At 72.6% G+C, this 14,855-nt stretch carries 15 protein-coding genes; 13 read left to right on the top strand and 2 right to left on the bottom strand.

Annotated features, from left to right (window positions below):
• Positions 1–2 precede the first annotated feature (2 nt).
• The 3 genes from DFJ69_RS22910 to DFJ69_RS22900 all read left to right on the top strand — a co-directional run bounded on the left by DFJ69_RS22910 (position 3) and on the right by DFJ69_RS22900 (position 3,682).
• Complete coding sequence (locus tag DFJ69_RS22910) at positions 3–1,649, top strand: PucR family transcriptional regulator (RefSeq protein ID WP_116024500.1); 1,647 nt, start codon at positions 3–5, stop codon at positions 1,647–1,649.
• Positions 1,650–1,742: 93 nt separating this feature from the next.
• Positions 1,743–2,861 carry a carboxylate-amine ligase gene (locus DFJ69_RS22905; RefSeq protein ID WP_116024499.1) on the top strand — a complete coding sequence of 373 codons (1,119 nt, stop codon included), beginning with the start codon at positions 1,743–1,745 and terminating at the stop codon, positions 2,859–2,861.
• Between the two features lie 74 nt (positions 2,862–2,935).
• Positions 2,936–3,682, top strand: coding sequence for an SDR family oxidoreductase (locus tag DFJ69_RS22900; protein WP_116024498.1), 747 nt, complete (start codon positions 2,936–2,938; stop codon positions 3,680–3,682).
• Between the two features lie 341 nt (positions 3,683–4,023).
• On the opposite strand, the gene DFJ69_RS22895 is transcribed toward DFJ69_RS22900, so the two are convergent.
• Positions 4,024–4,512, bottom strand: coding sequence for a helix-turn-helix transcriptional regulator (locus DFJ69_RS22895; protein ID WP_116024497.1), 489 nt, complete (start codon positions 4,510–4,512; stop codon positions 4,024–4,026).
• Positions 4,513–4,688: 176 nt separating this feature from the next.
• Between DFJ69_RS22895 and DFJ69_RS22890 the strand changes: the two genes are divergently transcribed.
• Positions 4,689–5,855: a hypothetical protein gene (locus tag DFJ69_RS22890; protein WP_116024496.1), complete on the top strand. Its 1,167-nt coding sequence runs from the start codon at positions 4,689–4,691 to the stop codon at positions 5,853–5,855.
• Here the strand turns inward: DFJ69_RS22890 and DFJ69_RS22885 are convergent.
• Entirely contained in the window at positions 5,807–6,427 is a 621-nt protein-coding gene (locus DFJ69_RS22885; protein ID WP_116024495.1) for a hypothetical protein, read from the bottom strand. The genes DFJ69_RS22890 and DFJ69_RS22885 overlap by 49 nt on opposite strands.
• Before the next feature lie 125 nt (positions 6,428–6,552).
• Between DFJ69_RS22885 and DFJ69_RS22880 the strand changes: the two genes are divergently transcribed.
• From DFJ69_RS22880 to DFJ69_RS22840, 9 genes are all read left to right on the top strand, one after another.
• Positions 6,553–7,071: a PH domain-containing protein gene (locus DFJ69_RS22880; RefSeq protein ID WP_116024494.1), complete on the top strand. Its 519-nt coding sequence runs from the start codon at positions 6,553–6,555 to the stop codon at positions 7,069–7,071.
• A 147-nt stretch (positions 7,072–7,218) separates the two neighbouring features.
• Positions 7,219–8,748 carry a hypothetical protein gene (locus DFJ69_RS22875; protein WP_116024493.1) on the top strand — a complete coding sequence of 510 codons (1,530 nt, stop codon included), beginning with the start codon at positions 7,219–7,221 and terminating at the stop codon, positions 8,746–8,748.
• Positions 8,749–8,775: 27 nt separating this feature from the next.
• Positions 8,776–9,219: a hypothetical protein gene (locus tag DFJ69_RS22870; protein WP_116024492.1), complete on the top strand. Its 444-nt coding sequence runs from the start codon at positions 8,776–8,778 to the stop codon at positions 9,217–9,219.
• Positions 9,216–10,685, top strand: a complete 1,470-nt coding sequence (locus DFJ69_RS22865) for an FHA domain-containing protein (protein WP_116024491.1) — start codon at positions 9,216–9,218, stop codon at positions 10,683–10,685. Before DFJ69_RS22870 ends, DFJ69_RS22865 begins: the two co-directional genes overlap by 4 nt.
• Positions 10,685–12,367 (top strand): cation:proton antiporter, encoded by a 1,683-nt coding sequence (locus DFJ69_RS22860; RefSeq protein ID WP_116024490.1) that lies wholly within the window; start codon positions 10,685–10,687, stop codon positions 12,365–12,367. Before DFJ69_RS22865 ends, DFJ69_RS22860 begins: the two co-directional genes overlap by 1 nt.
• Complete coding sequence (locus tag DFJ69_RS22855) at positions 12,367–13,155, top strand: serine/threonine-protein kinase (protein ID WP_116024489.1); 789 nt, start codon at positions 12,367–12,369, stop codon at positions 13,153–13,155. The genes DFJ69_RS22860 and DFJ69_RS22855 overlap by 1 nt, the downstream gene beginning before the upstream one ends.
• Positions 13,156–13,223: 68 nt before the next feature.
• Entirely contained in the window at positions 13,224–13,724 is a 501-nt protein-coding gene (locus DFJ69_RS22850) for a DinB family protein (RefSeq protein WP_116024488.1), read from the top strand.
• Positions 13,725–13,804: 80 nt separating this feature from the next.
• On the top strand, positions 13,805–14,371 hold the full coding sequence (locus DFJ69_RS22845) for a TetR/AcrR family transcriptional regulator (protein ID WP_211328708.1): 567 nt from the start codon (positions 13,805–13,807) through the stop codon (positions 14,369–14,371).
• Positions 14,355–14,849: a DUF2867 domain-containing protein gene (locus DFJ69_RS22840; RefSeq protein ID WP_116024486.1), complete on the top strand. Its 495-nt coding sequence runs from the start codon at positions 14,355–14,357 to the stop codon at positions 14,847–14,849. The genes DFJ69_RS22845 and DFJ69_RS22840 overlap by 17 nt, the downstream gene beginning before the upstream one ends.
• Positions 14,850–14,855 lie beyond the last annotated feature (6 nt).

The raw sequence follows: 14,855 nt of genomic DNA, 5'->3' as shown, positions 1-14,855 counted from the left end.
CGATGCTCCCCACGCTCGCCGACGTGCTCCAGCTCGATCCGGTCCGGCGGGGCCAGCCGAAGGTGGTCGCCGGCGCCGACCGGCTCGACGCGCGCGTCCGCTGGGTGCACGTCGCCGAGGTCACCGACATCGCGCACCTGCTGCACGGCGGCGAACTGGTGCTCACCACCGGGATCGCGCTCCCCAACGAGCCCTCGCGGCTGCGCCGGTACATGGCGGAGCTGGCCGGCGTCGGCATCAGCGGGATGATGATCGAGATGGGCCGCCGCTGGGCCGGCGAACCGCCCGCCGCGCTGCTGGAGGCCGCCGAGGAGCACGGCCTCGCGGTGATCGCGCTGGCCCGCGAGACCGTCTTCATCGACATCACCGAGTCCGTGCACGCCCGCATCCTGGAAACCCAACTGCAGGAGCTGCGGGCCTCCGAGCAGCTCCACGAGATCTTCACGCGGCTCTCCGTGGAGGGCGCCTCCCCCGGCGAGGTGATCCGTCAGGTGGCCGCACTGGCCGGGTGTCCCGTGGTGCTGGAGAACCTGTCCCATCAGGTGCTGGCCGCCGAGACCGCCGGCGTCGAACCGGCCGAGCTGCTGGCGATGTGGGAGACCCGGTCCCGGGCGGTGCGGCACGAGGAGCGCACCGCCTACGACCCCTCGTCCGGCTGGCTGGTCACCGCTGTCGGCGCCCGTGACGAGGACTGGGGCCGGCTGATCATCGTCAGCGGTCGGGAGCCCTCGCCCCGTGACGTCGTGCTGGTCGAACGGGCCGCCACCACCCTGGCGCTGGCCCGGCTGCTGGACCGGCACGCCGAGAGCCTCGAACGGCAGGCGCACGGCACGATCATCGCGAGCATCCTGGCGCACGCCCACACCGATCCCCAAGAGGCCGCCGCCCGCGCCCGCGCGCTGGGCGTGCCGCTGGCCGGACGTCGACTGCTGGGAGTGGTGCTGCGTCCCCGCGCGGGCGCGGGCCCCCTCTCTGGGGTCCCGCCGCACGAGGAGCTCGCCGCCCTGGCCGAGGCGGCCACCGCCGCCTGCCGGGACGCCCGCCTCCCCGCCCTCGTCGGCGTCCTCGACGAGGGCACCCCGCACGGTGTCGGCGGCGGCGCGCGCGTCGGCGTGCTGGCCTCGCTGCCCGCCCGCGCCGACGCCGAACGCTCCCTGAACGAGGTCGCCCGACGGGTCCGCGCGGCCTGCGGCGAGGGCCCGGTCATGGCCGCCGGCTCGGTCGTGGAGTCCATCCGCGACGTCCGCCGCTCGTTCCTGGAGGCCGAGCAGGTCGCCGACGTGGCCTCCCGGGGCTCCGACGACCGCCTCTTCTACCGCCTCCCCGATCTGCGCCTGCGCGGCCTTCTCCATCTGCTGCGCGACGACGCCCGCCTCCAGACCTTCGTGGAACGCGAACTGGGCGCCCTTTTGGAGCACGACGCCCAGCGCGGCGGCGACCTCACCCGCATCCTGACCGTCTACCTGGAGGCCGGGCGCAACAAGGCCGTCGCCGCCCAGCAGGCCCATCTGTCCCGCCCCGCCTTCTACGAACGGCTGCGCCGCATCGAGCGCGTCCTCGGCACCGACCTCGACGACGTCGACTCCTGCACCTCCCTCCATGTGGCCCTCCTGGCCCTCGACTCCGTCCGCCGAGACCCCACCCGGTGACCGGACGCCTTCGAGGCGGTCCCGGGAATGGCCTTTACCTGCGATGACACCCCGTTTGCCCGTACTCGGGGCGATTTCGGGCACACCATGGGGATGGGTCTGCGCAGCTTCGGTGTGGAAGAGGAACTCCTGCTCGTCGACCCCGACGGCGGGGCCCCTCGGGCGATGTCGGGCGCCGTGCTCCGGTACGCCGGCGAGCATGGCACGGGCCTGCCCGGAGGGGTCGCCGAGGGCGGGATGGAGCACGAACTCCAGCGCGAGCAACTGGAGATCGGCACCCGACCGTGCACCTCACTGGACGATCTCGCCGAGCAGGTGCGGCGGGGACGGCGGGCCGCGGCCGAGGCCGCGCGGGGCGCGGGTGTGCAAATCGCCGCGCTGGCGACCTCGCCGGTGGCCGTGCGCCCGTCGATCACCCCGTCCAGCCGGTACCGGCAGATGGCCGACGAGTACGCCCGCACCGCCGACGAGCAGTTGATCTGCGGCTGCCACGTCCACGTGAACGTGGACTCCCCGGAGGAGGGCGTCGGGGTGCTGGACCGGATCCGGCCCTGGCTGCCGCCGCTGCTGGCCCTCACCGCCAACTCCCCGTTCTGGCAGGGCCGCGACACCGGGTACGAGAGCTGGCGGCAGCAGGTGTGGGGCGGGTGGCCGTCCAGCGGCCCGACGGGACCGTTCGGGACGCCCGCCGCCTACCACCGCACCGTGCAGGAGATGATCGCGACCGGGGCCCTCCTCGACGAGGGGATGGTCTACTTCGACGCCCGGCTGTCCCGTCGCTACCCCACCGTGGAGATCCGGGTCTGCGACGTGTGCCTGGTCGCCGACGACACGGCCCTCGTCGCGGCGCTGGCCCGCGCGCTGGTCGAGACGGCCGCCCGCGCCTGGGAGGAGGGCCGGCCCCCGGACCCGGTGCGCACCGAGGTGGTCCGCATGGCGATGTGGCGGGCGGGCCGCTCCGGCCTCACCGACGACCTGGTCCATCCGGTGACGGGACGCCCGGCGCCGGCCGAGGCGGTGGTGAAGGACCTGGTCGACCACGTACGCCCGGCCCTGGAGGACTCGGGCGACCTGGACGCCGTACAAGACCTCCTCGGCCGACTGCTGCGACGCGGCAACGGGGCGGCCCTCCAGCGCGCCGCGTTCGCCCGTACCGGCCTGCTCTCGGAGGCCGTGACGGAGGGTGTCGCGCGCACGGTCGACTTCACCTAGGCGGGATCACGTCCCGGCGGACGCCGACCGAAGGCACAGGTGGCACGCGCCCGCGGCCCGGGTAACTTCCGAGAATGGACCTTGGACTCTCAGGCCGCCGTGCCGCCATCGCCGCCGCCAGCAGCGGCCTCGGCCTCGCCACCGCCCGCGCACTGGCCGCCGAGGGCGTCCACGTGGCGATCTGCGGACGGGACCCGGAACGACTCCGCAGGGCCGCCGCCTCCCTGGGCGAGAACGCCCACGCGATCGAGGCGGACGTGAGCACTCCCGATGGCGCGATCGGCTTCATCCACCACGCCCAAGAGGCCCTCGGCAGCGTGGACATCCTCGTCACCAACGCCGGCGGCCCCCCGGCGGGCGACTTCACCTCCACCGACCTGGACGCCTACCTGCCGGCCCTGGAGCTCAACCTGCTGTCGGTGGTCGCCATGTGCCAGGCCGCCGTCCCCCCGATGCGTCGACGCGGCTGGGGCCGCGTCCTGGCCATCACCTCGATCGCGGTACGCCAGCCCATCCCCGGCCTCATCCTGTCCAACACCGCCCGCGCGGGGGCCACCGGCTTCCTCAAGACCCTCGCCCTAGAGGTCGCCGAGGACGGCGTCACCGTCAACTCCCTGCTCCCCGGCTCCCACGAGACCCCCCGCCTGCAGGCCCTCCACGACGGCGACCTCTCCCAGGCGGCCGAACAGATCCCCATGCGCCGCCTCGGCGACCCCGCCGCCTTCGGCGCCTACGCCGCCTTCCTGTGCTCCGACCACGCCTCCTTCGTCACCGGCACCGCCACCCCCATCGACGGCGGCACCTACTCGGCCCTCCTCTGACCACCCCAGCGCCCCGAGACCCCACCGCCCGGCCCCCCCGCCCGCAACCCACGTCGACCGCCCCCATCACACGGGCCGCGACCCAGAACCAGCCGACCCGCCGACGCAACGACCGGCGGGCAATGGCGCAAGCCGAAGAGCGCCAGGGGGACGGCCCCAGCCCGACACGCATGACCCCGCCGCGACGAATGGAGCCGCAGGCCAGCGGAGCCGGGCCGCGTCCGGCCGGGGCCTTGGCGTTGGTGCAGGACGGCGTCGGGAGGGCAGGGGCGGCCGCGGCGAGCAGGGGGTTCCCGCCGCGGCCGCCAGATCGGGGGCCAGGACGTCCGGGGGTCAGGGGGTCAGGGGGTCGGGGTGCGGCGCCAGGGGAGGTAGCCGGCGACGGGGCGGGGGGCGGCGGGGGTGCCGGTGGGCTCGACGGCGAGGATGCGGTCGAAGCGGAAGGCGCGGACGCCTCGGCGGAGGCGGCACCAGCCGATGAAGTGCCACTGGTCGCGGTGGACCAGGCAGGTGACGGGCTCGACCTCGCGGATGGTCACGTTGGCGCGGGCGTCGCCGTAGCAGAGGCGGATCACGCGGCGTTCGGTGATGGCCTCGGCGATCACGCGGGCGCGGTCGGCGGTGGTCTCGGCGAGGGGGGCGGTGAGGGTGGCGAGGGTGTCGGTGACGACGGGGTCGGCGGTGTCGAGGTCGGCGGTGAGGTGGCGCAGGGCGCGGCGCGCGACGGACGCCTGGGGGCCGTTGCCGAGGTGGGCGAGCGAGAGGGCAAGCGCGGCGATCTCGGCCTGGGGAAGGTCGCCGGGCCGGGCTGTGGTGCGCGTGTCGTCCATGTGTTCGATTATATGTTCGAACACCGACAGTACGAAGGGGCCGGCCCGGCCGTAAGGGGTTTCTATCAGGTCAGTTACCTGCCCCACGGGCGAGAGATGCGTAGGTTATCGTCGCGATCATCACCGTTCGATCCGGTTCGCCGTCCCGGGACCGGTCGCCCGTGACGAGGAGCCCGATGACCGTCGTCCTGGTCGTGATGTGCCTGATCGTCGGAGGGCTGGAGCTGTACCTCGGCAAACAGAGCCGGGACCAGGCCAGGGCGTTCGCCGACCGCATCGAGGAGTTGCGCGAGCAGGTCGGCAAGCAGAACGGCGTGCTGGTCACGGTGGGCGAGCAGCTCACCGCCGAGCTGTCGCGGGTCAAGCGCGAGGTGCTGCCGGGGCTGGACGACCGGCTGCGCCGCAACACCGGGCAGATCGAGGAGCTGGGCGGGCTGCTCCGGCAGGCCGACGAGTACATCAAGACCCAGGCGTCCCGGCTGCAGGACCTGGAGCAGCAGCGGGTCACCCTGTCGGCGCTGCGGCGCAAGCTGACCGACCTGGAGACCGCGGTGCGGGCCGCGCCGGCCCCGGACACCCCCGACGCCGGGGAGCGCATCGACACCGCGCTCGTCCGGCTGGCCGACCTGGAGCGCAACGACACCGAGATCCAGAAGCTGCAGCGCGACCTCACCCGGACGCTGGAGGACGTCGAGGACGTCGTCGGCGATCTGCTGCGCTACACCGGCGGAGAGCTCGACGACGCGCTCAGGTCCTCCCTGCGGGGCGGCCGTTCCGAGGGCGCCTCACCCGTTCCGGGGCGGCTCTGGGCCCGCGACCCACAGGTTCAGGACGTCATGGAGGACATGTACGAACGCTGCCTGGGCGCGGTACGGCTGTCGACGCGGTTCCGCACCGTCGAGCGGGCCGAGGGCGGCGGTCCCGAGCGCCGGCGCTACTTCCTGTCCGGTCGTTCCATGGAGGATCTGGCCGGAGCGTTCACCGAGCTGCTGATCTCGACCGGCGGCGACCTGGGCGCGGCCGCGCTGCTGCCCACCGACGTGCGGGTGGCGGGCGCCCCGCATCCGGCCGACCGCCCGGTGATGTCGGACGAGGCGGCGCTCAAGGGTCTGATGCGCGCCCTGTACGACAGCGGCGGCGGCACGGCGCAGATCGGGCCCCTGCTGACGGTCCGCACCCGCGAGGAACTGCTGTGCGCGGTGCTGACGTCGTCCCAGTCGTTGGAGCTGGAGAACGACGAGGTGTTCTGGGATCCGTCCGCCGCCGCGCTGCGACTGCGGCGGATGGCCTCCCATCAGGTCTGGGAGCTCACCGACTGGGCCGGGCGGCTGCCCACCACGTAGGCGTGGACGTGCCCGTTCGGCGCGTCGCCGCCGAACCGCACGGCCAGCGGGCAGCCGACCGCGCCGCTCACCGGGTCGACCTCGGCGCACAGCCCCACCCCGGCGGTCCGGTCGAGCAGCACCGCGCCCTCCACCGACCGCACCGCGCGCACCGCCGCGGGCAGCGTCCGGTTGTCGGAGGAGTCGTACAGCTCGTCGAACACGAGGCGGCGCGCGTACCGGATGAGCGCCGCGCCGTCGACCACGCGGGTGCCGACGACGACGGAGGGCCCGGCGATCACGATGCCGTACGTCTGGGTGTCGCGTCCCCGCACGTAGATCTCGCGGTCCGGCGCCAACTCCCGCGAACGACCCCGCGCCCGCAGGTGCAGGCCGAATCCGGAGCGGTCGAGGTACACCGGAGGGTCCACCGCCGCGGGGGCGCCCACGCGCAGGGCGGACGGGGACATCCGCCATTCGGGGAGGAAAAGCCCGACGCCCCGGACCAGCAGCCGCCACACCGGCCGGGCGGTGAGATCGGGCGTGAGCTCCACCCGCGGGCCGCGCGCCCCGGGTGCCTCCACGACGGCCATGAGGCCCATCCTGCGGGGTGACGACGCCGGGAGACAAGGGCGTCCGGCCGGTACGCTCGAGGCGACGCGAGGGGCCGGGACGCCCCGTTAGCGTGGGACGCCCGATCTCGACGAGGACGCCGCCGATGAACGTGCAGGACATGATGGTCTTCCGCGACGCCGGTTCGCGGACCGTGGACAAGTACCTGATGTCCTACGAGGGCCAGGTCATCGCGGTGCGGCGGCATCCGGCGGTGCTGCTGCAGGCGGCTGCCGAGACGTTGGCGGGGCTGATCCTGTCGGCGCTGGTGCACACCTACACGGGGTTCCCGCTGCTGTGGTTCCCGTGGCTGCTGGTGGTGGGGCGGCTGGTGTGGAAGGTCCTGACCTGGTCGATCGAGTTCTTCCTGGTCACCGAGCACCGGGTGATGCTGATCAGCGGGGTGCTCAACCGCAAGGTGGCGATGATGCCGCTGGCCAAGGTGGAGGACATCAAGCTGGACCGCTCCCCGATCGGCCGGATCCTCGGCTACGGGGAGTTCGAGATCGAGTCCGCCGGCGACAAGCAGGCGCTGCGGAACGTCACCTACATGCCGTACCCGGAGCAGCTCTACCTCGAGATCTCCTCTATGATCTTCGGCGCCGAGGACGAGTCCCCGGACTGACGACCCGACATGCGGGGATTGCCTGGCCGCAACGGGACACTGTCCTAACTCCGACGGGACCCCTGCCCTATCGCTAAATGAATCCAACCGGATCTAGGGTTTAGGCGTCCAACGCGGTAGACGTACACCTCGGACCAGGGAATCGATATGCGCTCCAGCCCACCGACTCGCGGCGACCTGACTCCCGAGCTCCTGCAGACCTCCCAATGGACCGACGAGCAGGTCGCGGCCGCGGGGATCCCGGTGCACGACATCCCCTTCGTCACCGTCGGCGGCGGCATCGGCTCGTTCGTCACGCTGGACTACCTGCGGGTCTACGGCGTGCCGACCTCCAACCTGCGGGTGCTGTCGAACATCGGCACGCCCTGGGAGACCTACGAGTACCTCACCCGGGTCTCGCAGATCCCCCGGCCGGAGCGGATCAGGTCCGACTCCTCGTCGCGGCCCGACAACCTGTGGGGCTTCCCCTCCTACGCGCTGGAGGAGGCGTGGCGCGACAAGACGCTGCGCCACCTGCGCCAGGTCGCCACCGAGCCCATCTTCGACGACTACTGGACGCCGCGCGCCGGCACCGTCTTCCAGAATCTGGAGCGGGAGGCCAAGCGCATCAGCTACTTCGACATGCTCGTCAAGGGGCAGGTCCGGATGGTGCGGCGCCGGGTGGGCGGAGGCTACTTCACCGTGCTCACGCCGCCCGAGGGCCTGAGCGCGACGCGCCGGGTCGCCTTCCGCTCCCGGTTCGTCCACCTGGCCATCGGCTACCCGGGCTTGAAGTTCCTGCCCGACCTCCAGGACTTCCGCGAGCGGCACCACGACTACACCCACGTGGTCAACGCCTACGAGCGGCACGAGCACGTCTACGAGACCCTCAAGACCCGCCCCGGCGTCGTGGTCGTGCGCGGCGGCGGCATCGTGGCCTCCCGGGTGCTCCAGCGGCTCATGGACGACCGTGAGAAGTTCGGCCTGCAGACGCAGATCGTGCACATCTTCCGGACGTTCATCACCGGGTCGCACGGGCCGAGCATCTTCATGCGCCGGCGCGGCGGCAACGGCTGGGCCTACCAGGGCTTCAACTACCCCAAGTCCGTGTGGGGCGGCCAGCTCAAGGCCCAGATGCGCAAGCTGGAGGGCGACGAGCGCCGGCAGTTGTACAAGGACATGGGCGGCACCAACACCCCCAAGCGGCGCAAATGGGAAGCGGCGATGGCCAAGGGCCGCAAGGAGAACTGGTACCACGCGTTCCAGGGCGTGGTCGACAAGGTCGAGCCCAGCCCCGACGGCCGGCTGGTCAGCCACGTCCGCAGCAACGAGGGCCGGGTGCAGCAGTACGTCTCGGACTTCATCATCGACTGCACCGGTCTCGAGGCCGACATCGCCGAGCACCGCGTCTTCGACGACCTGCTCAAGCACAGTGGCGCCGGCCGCAACCCGCTGGGGCGGCTGGAGGTCGAGCGGCACTTCGAGGTGAAGGGCACCGCGAGCGGCGACGGCGCGCTGTACGCCTCGGGCACGGCGACCCTCGGCGGCTACTTCCCCGGGGTGGACACCTTCCTGGGCCTGCAGATCGCCGCCCAGGAGATCGCCGACGACCTGGCCCGCCGCGGCTTCTGCAAGAAGTTGGGGCCGCTGCGCTCCACCTCGCAGTGGCTGAAGTGGGCCCGCAACAAGGCCATCTGAACCCCCGACCGAGAAGGGAGGTCCGCCGTGCTGCCCACGCTGTTCGGCCGGATCCAGACCCGGCTGTTCCTGCTCGCCACGGTCGGCCTGGTGGTCACCGCGTTGATCGTGCCGATCCTGCCCGGCGCCGGGTCGGCCCAACTGGCCGACCGCTACCAGACGGGGTTCGTGGTGCTCGCGTCGGTCGCGGTGCTGGGCGTCGTCTGGGAGATCATCTACCACCTGTTGATGCAGTTCCGCTGGGAGAAGGACTGGCCGACGCTGTTCGGGCTGATCACCCTGATCCCCGAGGGTCTGCTGCTGTGGGGGCTGCTGGAGCTGGACGTGGTGCCGGGCACCGCGGTGAGCCCGCCGGCCTCGACGTTCTGGACGCACTTCCTCGTGGTGTGGGTGGTCATCTGGCTGGTGGCCAACGGGCCGATGCGCGTGCCCTTCATCCGCTGGCGGTTCCGGGGAGGACGCCTCGTATGAACCAGCTCAACCATGGGCCCCAGGCCCCCGCACGCGGTGCCGCGGGGCCGCCGGGCCCCGCGGGTCCGATCGTGCGGCCACTGGCCGGGGGCGGGCTGGTCGCGCACGCGGCGGGCCTGCTGCTGGCCGTCGACGCCGGCGACGACGTGGTCGACCAACTGCTGGAGGCGCTGCGACAGGCCGCCGAGGGCGCGGGCCAGGACCCGGACGCCGGGCGGGCGCTGCTGCGTCGCGTCGCCCGGGTGCTGGCGGAGGCCCTCACCACCAACATGGCGTCCTGCGCCGTGGCCGGTCCGGCCGACGGCGGCGCCGCGGTGCTGGTCTCCGGGGCCGCCACGGTCTCGGTGGCGGGCGCCGAGGGCGAGGTGACGCTCGGCGGTCGTACCGCACTGACCTGGACGGATCGCTTCGTGGCCGGTCCGGTGAGCCGGATCGAGCTGCGCCTGCCGGGCGCGGCGCAGGCCGATCCGCGCAGCCGGCTGGACGCCGGCGTCGTGACCGGCGGCGGCCTGGAATGGCTCGCCGACCCGATGACGCCGAGCCGCGCCCGGGCCGCGGAGCCCGCGCAGGGGCAGCCCGCGCAGGGGCGACCCGCGCAGGAGCGACCCGCGCAGGAGCGACCCGCGCAGGCGCAGGCGCAGCCCGCGCCACCCCGTCCGGCCGACCGCCGGCAGCCCGCCGCGCCCCGGCCGCCCGCGCGTCCGCAGCCCGCCCCGTACCACCGTCCGGAGGCCCCCGCCGAGCCCGTTCGGGAGCGGAGGCCCGCCGCGGCCGAGGCGCTGGAGGCGCCCACCCCGCTGGGCGTGGTGCCGCTTTCCGACCACGCCGTCCCCGACCCGGCCGGCGATCGACGTCTGGCGCCCGGCGACGTGGCGCCCGAGGACATCCGTTCGCAGCCGTTCGAGGCGGTGCTGCTGATCCAGCCGCCCGACGCGCCCGCTCCCCCGACGCCGCCGCCGGCCACCCGCATCGAGCCGGAGCCGAACGCCCGCCCGGAGGTGTGGGGCGGCGACTGCAAGAACGGTCACTTCAACGACCCCCGCTCGCACTACTGCGGGATCTGCGGCATCGCCATGGGCCAGTTGACGATCGTGCCCCGGCGCGGTCCCCGCCCCCCGCTGGGCGTGCTGGTGCTCGACGACGGCATGGCGCTGCGGCTGGACACCGACTACGTGATGGGCCGCGACCCGGAACGCGCCGCCGAGGTGACCTCCGGCAAGGCGCGGCCCGCCCGGGTCGACGACCAGAGCGGGTCGGTGTCGCGGCGGCACCTGCAGATCCGGCTGCACGAGTGGGACGTGCAGTTGGTCGACCTCGGCTCGGTGAACGGCACGTACGTGATGCCGCCGGGCGAGAGCGAGTACCAGCAGATCGCGGCCAATCAGCCGTTCCAGATCTTCCCCGGCACGATGGTGCGGCTGGGTGCCTCGCGCAGTTTCCGATACGAATCCAACCGGAAGAACTGATGCGCGTAGACATCCTGCTGCTCGACATCGTCGTGGTGCTCGCGCTGGCCCGACTGCTGGGCATGGGCGCGAAACTGATCGGCCAGCCCCCGGTGATCGGGGAGATCCTGGCCGGCATCCTGCTCGGCCCGACCCTGCTCGGCGACGCGATCGGCAAGGACCTGTTCCCCGCGGATCTGCGGCCGGTGCTCAAGGGCCTGGCCGACGTGGGTCTGGTGCTGTTCATGTTCGTGGTCGGCATGGAGCTCGACCAGAAGCTGGTGCGCGGCAAGGGCCGGATCGCGGCGAGCGTGTCGGTCAGCTCGACGCTGCTGCCGTTCGGGCTCGGCTGCCTGATCGCGCTCTGGCTGGCCGAGGACCACGACCAGGGCAAGACGCTGGCGTTCGTCCTGTTCTTCGGCGCGGCCATGTCCGCGACCGCGTTCCCGGTGCTGGCCCGGATCCTCACCGACCGCGAGATGCACCGGACCCGCCTCGGCGGCCTGGCGCTGGCCTGCGCGGCGGTCATCGACGTGCTGGCCTGGACGGTCCTGGCGGTGGTCGTGGCCATCGCCGGGTCCGGCGGGTCCGACCAGTGGCACGTGGCGCTCGCGGTCCCGTTCGCGGTGCTCATGTTCCTGGTGGTGCGGCCGCTGCTGCGGCGGCTGGTGCCCTCCTACGAACGGTCGGGCCGGCTGACGCCCAACCTGCTGGCGCTGGTCCTCATCGGGCTGTTCGCGTCGGCGTGGGCCACCGAGTGGATGCACGTCCACTTCATCTTCGGGGCGTTCCTGTTCGGCGCGGTGATGCCGCGCGAGGGCGCCGAGCGGCTCAACCACGAGATCCTGGAACGGCTGGAGCAGCTCGCGGTGCTGTTGCTGCTGCCGATGTTCTTCGTGGTCGCCGGAATGTCGGTGGACCTGACCACGCTGGACCTGGGCAGCCTCGGGGTGCTGGCGGTGATCCTGGTCGCGGCGGTGTTCGGCAAGATCGCCGGCGCGTACGGGGCGGCCCGGCTGCTCCGGGTCCCGACCCGGCAGGCGGCGGCGCTGGCGGCCCTGATCAACACCCGGGGCCTCACCGAGATCGTCATCCTCAGCGTCGGGCTCCAGAAGGGCGTGCTCGACACCGAGCTGTACTCCCTCATGGTGGTGATGGCCCTGGTCACCACCGCCATGACCGGTCCGCTGCTGTCGTGGGTCTACCCGGCCCGGCAGGTCGCCCGCGACCTGGCCGAGGCGCAGCGGGCGGCCCTCGGCCCCCACGTCGACCACCGGGTGCTGGTGGTCGTCGAGGATCCGGGCGACACCGCGGGGCTGGCCGAGCTGGCGCGCGAGCAGGCGGCCGGGTCGGACGCGGCCGAGGTGATGCTGGTGCACCTGCAGCCCTATCCGCACGAACGGCTCGAGGTCGGGCTGGGGCTGTCCGCCGAACTGGCCGACATGGCGGGGACGATGGGCGGGCTGGAGGCGCTCGCCGCCGCCATCCGCACCGACGACCTGCCGGTCCGGGTGGTCAGCCGGTTCTCCGCCGACGTCGCCGCCGAGTTGCCCGCGCTGGTGGCCGGCGCCGAACCCGACGTCATCGTCATCACCCCGACCGCCCCCGGGCAGGACGCCGTCCGGCGCGCCGCCGGTCGGCGGGTCGCCCTGGTCGACCCGTCGGAGCGCCGCGTCGCTCCGACGGCTGGAAAGGAAACCTGATGCAGGGGATCGCGGACTACGACTTCATCCGGTCGCTGGGGCAGGGCAATCACGGGGAGTTCTTCCTCGCCCATAGGCCCGATCGATTGCCGGTGGAGGCCGAATTCGTCACCGTCAAGGTGGTCGGGGGGACGGGCGAGGACGCCTTCCGCCGGGCCACCCGGGAGCTGAAGGCCTTCGCCGCCGTGCGCTCGCCGCACCTGGTGACGCTGTACGACGCCGGCCAGCAGGCGGGGGTCTTCTACTACTCGATGGAGTATCTGCCGGGAGGCTCGTTGGCGGCGCCCGCCGGGCCGCGTGAGCGCTCCGAGATCTACCGGGCGCTGGCCTGCGCGTCGCGTGCAGCCCAGTCCTTGCACGACGCGGGCATCGTGCACCGCGACATCAACCCGTCCAACATCCTGCTCACCGAGGACGGCGGCAAGCTGGCCGATCTCGGGCTGGCCCAGGTGCTGTCCCCCGGCGTGACGATCACCGGCATGGGCGCGCTGCCGTCGGTGGAGTTCACCGACCCGGCGCTGCTGCGGGGCGAGCAGACGATGACAGCCGTCGACGTGTGGTCGCTCGGGGCGACGCTGCACTGGTTCGCCGCCAGCGGCACCGGCCTGTACGGGGGGCTGCCGGTCCACGACCCTTTGATGACGTTGCGCAAGGTGCTGAGCAGCCCGCCCAAGGTCGCCGACGAATTGCCGCCCAAGCTGGCGGAGCTGATCCGCTCGTGCCTCGGCGACCCGAGCACCCGGCCCTCCGCCGGTCAACTGGCCGACCAGCTCGACACGCTCGTGTAGGGCCGCGGCCCACGGGGCACGTCCCCGACCGTCCACGACGGGAAGCGACGGGCACCGACGGGAGAGGCATGGACATCGTCGTCCCTCCGCCCGCGGCCGACGAGCAGACCGTGCTCGTCGGCTTCCTCAACGTGCAGCGCGCCGTGGTCGTCACGAAGTGCGGCGGGCTGGACGAGGCGCTCGCCCACCGGGCGGTGCTGCCGACCTCGCCGCTGATGACCGTCGCCGGGGTGCTCGGCCATCTGCGCTGGGTGGAGCACTCGTGGTTCGAGCACGTGATGCTCGGCGAGGCCGACCGCGGCCCCTGGACGGACGACGACCGCGACCGCGACTTCAAGGTCGCGGGCACGCCGCTCGCCGTCCTGCTGGATGACTACCGACACCAGTGCACCCGTTCCGACGAGATCGTCGCGTCCCTCGGGATGGACGCCGCCTCGGTGAACGAGAAGCGCGGCGACCATCCCACGACGCGGTGGGTGGTCGCGCACATGATCGAGGAGACCGCCCGCCATGCCGGGCATCTCGACATTCTGCGAGAGATCCTCGACGGGCGCACCGGCTACCCCTGATCGACCGCCCCCGAGCCGAAGACCGGACCATACCGTTTGGTACGCTGCTACCATACCAAACGGTATGGGATGGTGTGGGGATGGCGAGCAAACACGACTGGCTGAACGCCGGTCTGGAGATCCTGGCGACGGAGGGCGCTCCCGCGCTCACCATCGAGCGGCTGACCGGGCGACTCGGGCTGAGCAAGGGGTCGTTCTACCACCACTTCGGGGGCATGGGCGGCTACCGGACGGCGCTGCTGGGGCACTTCGAGGCCGAGTGCACGCTGCGGTTCATCGACGAGGTCGAGCGGGATCCGGCCGCGCCGCCGCTGGTGCGGCTCGACCGGCTGGTGGCCCTCGTGGTGGACGCCGAGGAGGACCCCCGGCTGGAGATCGCCGTCCGCGCCTGGGCGCTGCAGGACCCGGAGGTCAGAGACGTCCAGGAGCGGATCGACGCCACCCGGATGGCCTATCTGCGCTCCCTGTGGCTGGCCCACTGCGGTGACGCCGAGGAGGCGGACCGGATGGCGCGGCTGCTCTACGCGATCACCATCGGGGCCGAGCAGATCGTCCCCGTGATGTCGGCCGAGGAGCTCAAGGATCTCTACCGACTCTCCATCCGGCTCGCGACCAGGCAAGGAGGAGCCGATGCGGACCAGACCTGACGTGCCCGAACTGCGGTCGATACTCCGGGACGCCGATCATGTCGACGTCAAGACCGCCACGGCGGACGGCACTCTGCGGCAGTTCGCCGCCGGGGCGCTGGACATGCGACCGGCCTGGCTGACCGGCCTGTTCAAGGTGCGGGACGCGGCGGCCCGCGTCCTGCGCCTCGACCCGGCGGGCCGACTCGACCAGCGGCTGACACCCGAGAACCTGCCGTTCACCCCGGGTGCCAAGGTGCACTTCTTCACCGTCACCGAGGCCGTGGAGGACCGGTACCTGCTGTTGGAGACCGCCGACCGGCACCTGACCGCGCATCTGGCCATCGTGGCGGCGTCCGATGGCGACCCCACCCGGTTCGACCTGATCAGCGTGGTGAGGTACCACCGCCGGCTCGGGTCCCTCTATTTCAACCTGATCCGTCCCTTCCACCTTCTGGTGGTCGGCGGCATGGCCCGCGCCGGCGCGCGGGCCGCCTAGGAGGAC

The sequence above is a fragment of the Thermomonospora umbrina genome, from assembly GCF_003386555.1.
Classification (GTDB): Bacteria; Actinomycetota; Actinomycetes; order Streptosporangiales; family Streptosporangiaceae; genus Thermomonospora; species Thermomonospora umbrina.
The sequence above is the reverse complement of the archived record's forward strand: the minus strand, read 5'-3'. Positions and strand labels throughout refer to the sequence as shown.